5 protein-coding genes are annotated in these 5698 nt (G+C 69.2%); all 5 read left to right on the top strand.

The annotated features are described in order from the left end of the window. A partial coding sequence (gene fdhD, locus ACFWPJ_RS22790; RefSeq protein ID WP_378854404.1) for a formate dehydrogenase accessory sulfurtransferase FdhD occupies positions 1 to 803 on the top strand: 803 nt, incomplete at its 5' end. Positions 804 to 913: 110 nt separating this feature from the next. Beyond that, positions 914 to 1798: a hypothetical protein gene (locus ACFWPJ_RS22785; protein ID WP_378854402.1), complete on the top strand. Its 885-nt coding sequence runs from the start codon at positions 914 to 916 to the stop codon at positions 1796 to 1798. A 28-nt stretch (positions 1799 to 1826) separates the two neighbouring features. Then, the gene (locus tag ACFWPJ_RS22780) at positions 1827 to 2861 is read left to right on the top strand and encodes an ATP-dependent 6-phosphofructokinase (protein WP_378854400.1); all 1035 of its coding nucleotides are present in this window, start codon (positions 1827 to 1829) and stop codon (positions 2859 to 2861) included. A 30-nt stretch (positions 2862 to 2891) separates the two neighbouring features. Beyond that, positions 2892 to 4265: an alpha/beta hydrolase family protein gene (locus ACFWPJ_RS22775; RefSeq protein WP_378854398.1), complete on the top strand. Its 1374-nt coding sequence runs from the start codon at positions 2892 to 2894 to the stop codon at positions 4263 to 4265. Between the two features lie 21 nt (positions 4266 to 4286). Next, positions 4287 to 5698, top strand: a 1412-nt coding sequence (gene gatB / locus ACFWPJ_RS22770; protein ID WP_378854396.1) for an Asp-tRNA(Asn)/Glu-tRNA(Gln) amidotransferase subunit GatB, incomplete at its 3' end; no start/stop codon positions are given.

Below are 5698 nucleotides of genomic sequence, written 5' to 3'. Positions count from 1 at the left end.
GAGGCACCGCACGGCGAATGCCGACCCGGCTGTCCCCGGGCGGGCGGATCCAGCGGCCCGACACCCTCGCGGTGGAGGAACCGCTGGAGATCCGCGTCGACGGGCAGTCGCTCACCGTCACCATGCGCACCCCGGGCAACGACATCGACCTGGTTCACGGATTCCTCTTCGGCGAGGACATCATCGGCTCGGCCGACGACATCGTCTCGGCCCGCTACTGCGCCGGCACCGACAGCGAAGGCCGCAACACCTACAACGTGCTCGACATCCGCCTGCGCGCACCGGTCCCGCTGAACACCCGCAACTTCCTCACCACCGGCGCCTGCGGGCTCTGCGGCAAGTCCGCGCTCGACGAGGTGCGCACGCACACCCGCTACCCGATCGCGCACGACACCGCGTCCGTCGCCACCGACACCCTGGCCGGTCTGCCGAAACAGCTGCGCGACGGGCAGAAACTCTTCGAGGCCACCGGCGGCCTGCACGCGGCGGGCCTGTTCACCACCGACGGCACCCTGCTCGCGTTGCGCGAGGACATCGGCAGGCACAACGCCGTCGACAAGGTGATCGGCTGGGCGGTGCGCGAGGACCGGATTCCGGCGCTCGAGCTGATGCTCGTCGTCAGCAGTCGCGCGTCCTTCGAGCTCGCCCAGAAGGCGGTGATGGCGGGCATCCCGATCCTGGCCGCGGTGTCGGCGCCGAGTTCGCTCGCCGTCGATCTGGCCGCCGAATCGGATCTGACGCTCGTCGGGTTCCTGCGCGGCGAAACGATGAATATCTATACCGGTGAACACCGTCTGACCTGAGCGTTTCGCGGTCGAAGTGTGCGTTCGGCCATACTGCCCAGTACGGTGTCGGAACTGCTACCCCGGCACCGAAGCCCGGGGGGAGTTTAGAAACGAAGATGCTTCACATGATGACGAAAGACCGACGCCCGGTCCCACTGGCGCTCGTCGCGCTGCTCGGGGCCGTCGTCCTGTTCGTGGCCGGCTGCGGCGGCGAGCCGAAGTCCTCGACCGCGCCGACCACGACCACGACCGCCGCCGCGGTGGATCCCGGCGCGGGCGCGGGCAACGTCTCGATCGCGGTCCCCGGCAGCCTGGCCGGCGACTTCGCCGCGCTCCAGCAGGGCTTCCGCGGGACCCTCGGACTGGCGATCATGCCGGTCGGCGGCGACCAGATGGTCACCTTCGGCGCCTGGACCTCGGGTCCGGCCTGGTCGACCATCAAGGTCCCGTTGGCGATCGCCGCGCTGCGCAACAACGCGTCGTACAGCACGACCGCGACCGCCGCCATCACCGCCTCCGACAACGGGGCCGCCGACACGCTGTGGCAGTCGCTCGGCGCGGGCGATGCGGCGGCCGAGTCCGTGCGGAACGTGTTGCGCGAAGGCGGCGACACCAACACCACCGTGCCCTCGGTGCGCACCCGCTCCGACGCCTCGATCTACGGCCAGGCCGAGTGGGCGCTGGCCGATCAGGTGCGCTTCGCCGCGAACCTGCCGTGCCTGCCGCAGAGCCAGCGCGTGGTCGGCCTCATGCAGCAGATCGTGGCGAGCCACCGCTGGGGTCTCGGCGCGTTCGGCAGCGCCGAATTCAAGGGCGGCTGGGGTCCGGACACCTCGGGCAAATACCTGGTCCGCCAGTTCGGTCTCATCGATTCGCCCTCGGGCCGGATCGCGATCGCCTTCGCCGCGCAACCGGATTCGGGCGGCTTCGCCGACGGCATGACCATGCTGGACAAGATGGCGACCCTGATCTCGGGACACCTCGGCGAGCTGGCCGGAGGCAACTGCCCCTGATCACCGCCGGTGCGGCAAGATGAACGCCATGCGCATCGGAGTCTTGACCGGAGGCGGAGACTGTCCAGGCCTGAACGCGGTGATCCGGGCTGTCGTCCGCACCGCGAACGGCCGCTACGGCGACTCGATCGTCGGCTTCGAGGACGGCTGGCGCGGCCTACTGGAAGACCGCAAGATCCGCATCCTCAACGACGACCGCACCGACCGGCTGCTCACCAAGGGCGGCACCATGCTCGGGACCGCGCGCACCAATCCCGACGTGCTGCTCGCCGGGCTCGGCCGGATCAAGCAGACCCTCGACGACAACGGCATCGAAGCATTGATCCCGATCGGCGGCGAGGGCACGCTGACCGCGGCCAGCTGGCTCTCCGACGAGGGCGTTCCGGTCGTCGGCGTGCCCAAGACCATCGACAACGACATCGACTGCACCGACGTCACGTTCGGCCACGACACCGCCCTCTCCATCGCCACCGAGGCCATCGACCGCCTGCACACCACCGCCGAATCCCACCAGCGGGTGATGCTGGTCGAGGTGATGGGCCGCCACGCGGGCTGGATCGCGCTGAACTCCGGCATCGCCGCGGGCGCGCACCTGACCCTGGTGCCCGAGGAGCCGTTCGACGTGGCACAGGTGTGCGCGCTGATCAAGAGCCGTTTCCAGCGTGGCGACAAGCACTTCATCTGCGTGGTCGCCGAAGGCGCGCATCCCGCACCCGATTCCGGCTTCGCGCTGCGGGAAGGTGGGATCGACGAGTTCGGCCACGAGCGGTTCACCGGTGTCGCCCAGCAGCTGGGTTCGGAGATCGAACGCCGCATCGGCAAGGAAGTCCGCACGACCGTGCTCGGCCACGTGCAGCGCGGTGGCAGCCCGACGCCCTACGACCGCATCCTCGCGACCCGGTTCGGCGTGCACGCGGCGGAGGCGGTGCACGCGGGGCACTTCGGGCAGATGGTCGCCCTGCACGGCACCAACATCGGGCTCGTGCCGCTGTCGGAAGCCACCAAGCAGCTCAAGCGGGTTCCCGCCGAGCGGCTCAGCGAGGCGCAGGCCTTTTTCGGCTGAGTTGTCGGTGCGGATCGGTACCGTGGCTGTATGCGCACCGGTCGAGTGATCGTTTCGGTTCTGTTCGTCGTCGCCGCGCTGGTGACGGGATGTTCCTCGGACGAGGAAGCGGGGCCCGCGGTCCAGGGACCATGGCACGGTGACATCGAGGTGCCTGGTGAGCCGATCTCGATCGGGGTGACCTTCGCCGAGAACGGCTCGGCCACCATCGACATCCCCGCGCAGGGCGTGCGCGCCGCGCCGCTGAAAGATGTGCGCACCGAACCCGATCGGGTCGAGTTCACGATGCCCGACGTGCCGGGCGACCCCGCCTTCCGCGGCAAGCTCGACGGCGAGCAGATCACCGGTGACTGGGTGCAGTCCGGCCAGACGGTGCCGCTGGTACTGCGCCGCGGCCAGGTCGAAAACCTCGTCCGCCCGCAGGACCCGAAACCGCCGTACCCCTACCGCAGCGAGGACGTCACCTACCGCAACGGCGACATCACCATCGCGGGCACCCTCACCGAACCCGAAGGTGCCGGCCCGTTTCCGGCGATACTGCTGATCACCGGCAGCGGCCCGCAGGACCGCAACGAAGACCTGATGGGCCACCGCCCGTTCCTGCTGCTGGCCGACACTTTCACCCGCGCGGGCTACGCCGTGCTGCGCACCGACGACCGCGGTGTCGGCGGCACCAGCGGAAAACTCGACGACGCCACCTACGCCGACCTCGCCTCCGACGCGGCCGCCGGTGTCGCGTTCCTGCGCGACCGCCCCGAGATCGACCCCGCGAAGGTCGGGCTGTTCGGGCACAGCGAGGGCGGCTACCTCGCCCCGCTGGTCGCCGCCCGGCCCGACAGCAACGTCGCGTTCGCGGTGCTCATGGCCGGTCCCTCGGTGGTCGGCGCCGATGTGCTGATCGAGCAGAACAAGGTCATCCTGGCCGCGGCGGGCGAACCGCAGGACAAGATCGACGAGCAGGTCGACTACCTCACCCGGTGGTCGACGCTGCTGCGCTCCGGCGATATCGACGGCGCCAAGGCCTTCGCCCAGCAGCACAACGATTCGCTGCCCCCCGAGGAACGCGCGTCGCAGGAGGCCGTCGACTCCTTCAACACTCCGTACATGACCTCGTTCATGACCTACGACCCGAAACCGGCATTGGAAGCGCTGCGGATTCCCGTGCTCGCCTTCTTCGGCGACAAGGACCAGCAGGTCCTCGTGTCCCAGAACGAGGAGCCGATGCGAGCCAACCTGGCAGGCGACCCCGACGCGACCGTGCACACCTTTCCCGGCCTCAACCACCTTATGCAGCCCACCGAGACGGGCAAACCCAGCGAATACGCCACCATCGAGACCACCATCGACCCGGCCGTGCTGACCTACGTCACCGACTGGCTCACCCAGCACATCCCGCCCCGTTAGGGCTTACATAGACTGCTAACCATGAGTGCACCCACGGTCGAGTTGATGGATTACGCCGATGTCATCTCCCGGTACGAGCCGGTGCTCGGCATGGAGGTCCACGTCGAGTTGTCCACGGCGACCAAGATGTTCTGCGGTTGCCCCACCGAGTTCGGCGCCGAACCCAATACCCAGGTGTGCCCGGTGTGCCTCGGCCTGCCCGGCTCGCTGCCGGTGGTCAACGAGAAGGCCGTCGAGTCGGCCATCCGGATCGGTCTCGCGCTGAACTGTTCGATCACCCCGTGGGGCCGGTTCGCGCGCAAGAACTACTTCTACCCCGATCAGCCGAAGAACTACCAGATCAGCCAGTACGACGAGCCGATCGCGACCGAGGGCTACCTCGACGTCGTCCTCGACGACGGCTCCACCTTCCGGGTGGCGATCGAGCGCGCGCACATGGAGGAGGACACCGGCAAGTCGCTGCACGTGGGCGGCGCGACCGGACGCATCCACGGCGCCAGCCACTCGCTGCTCGACTTCAACCGGGCGGGCGTGCCGCTGATCGAGATCGTCACCAAGCCGATCACCGGCGCCGGTGAGCGCGCGCCCGAGGTGGCCCGCGCCTACGTCACCGCGCTGCGCGAGGTGCTGCGCTCGCTGCATGTCTCCGACGTGAAGATGGAGCAGGGCTCGCTGCGCTGCGACGCCAACGTCTCGCTGATGCCGGTGGGCGCCAAGGAGTTCGGCACCCGCACCGAGACCAAGAACGTGAACTCGCTCAAGAGCGTCGAGGTCGCGGTGCGCTACGAGATGCGCCGCCAGGCCGCCGTGCTCACCGACGGCGGCGAGATCGTCCAGGAGACCCGCCACTTCAACGAGGCCGACGGGTCCACCTCCGCGGGTCGCCGCAAGGAGACCGCCGAGGACTACCGCTACTTCCCCGAGCCGGACCTCGAGCCGGTCGCCCCGGACGCCGACTGGGTCGACGAGCTGCGCGCCACCATCCCCGAGTACCCGTGGCTGGTCCGCGCGCGCATCCAGGCCGAGTGGGGTCTGTCCGACGAGGTCATGCGCGACCTGGTGAACGCGGGCGCCCTCGACCTGATCATCGCCACCGTCGAGGCGGGCGCCCCCGCCAACGAGGCGCGCTCCTGGTGGGTCGCCTACCTGACCGAGAAGGCCAAGGAGCGCGAGGTCGCCCTCGCCGACCTGCCGATCACCCCCGCCCAGGTGGCCGAGGTGATCAAGCTGGTCGAGGCCAAGACCGTCAACAACAAGGTCGCCAAGCAGGTCGTCGACTTCGTCCTCGCCGGTGAGGGCGAGCCCGCCGCGATCGTCGAGGCCAAGGGCCTGGGCATGGTCAGCGACGACACCGCCTTGCAGGCCGAGGTCGAGAAGGCCCTCGCCGCCAACCCGGACATCGCCGAGAAGATCCGCTCCGGGAAGGTCCAGGC

Origin of the sequence: Nocardia sp. NPDC058497, from assembly GCF_042720195.1 — a bacterium.
GTDB lineage: Bacteria > Actinomycetota > Actinomycetes > Mycobacteriales > Mycobacteriaceae > Nocardia.
Note: the sequence above shows the minus strand (reverse complement) of the source record. Positions and strands in the feature narration are given on the sequence as shown.

Coding starts and splice junctions, on each gene's coding strand:
- ACFWPJ_RS22780 (WP_378854400.1), top strand. CDS start 1,827: ATGCGCATCGGAGTCTTGACCGGAGGCGGAGACTGTCCAGGCCTGAAC.
- ACFWPJ_RS22775 (WP_378854398.1), top strand. CDS start 2,892: ATGCGCACCGGTCGAGTGATCGTTTCGGTTCTGTTCGTCGTCGCCGCG.
- ACFWPJ_RS22785 (WP_378854402.1), top strand. CDS start 914: ATGACGAAAGACCGACGCCCGGTCCCACTGGCGCTCGTCGCGCTGCTC.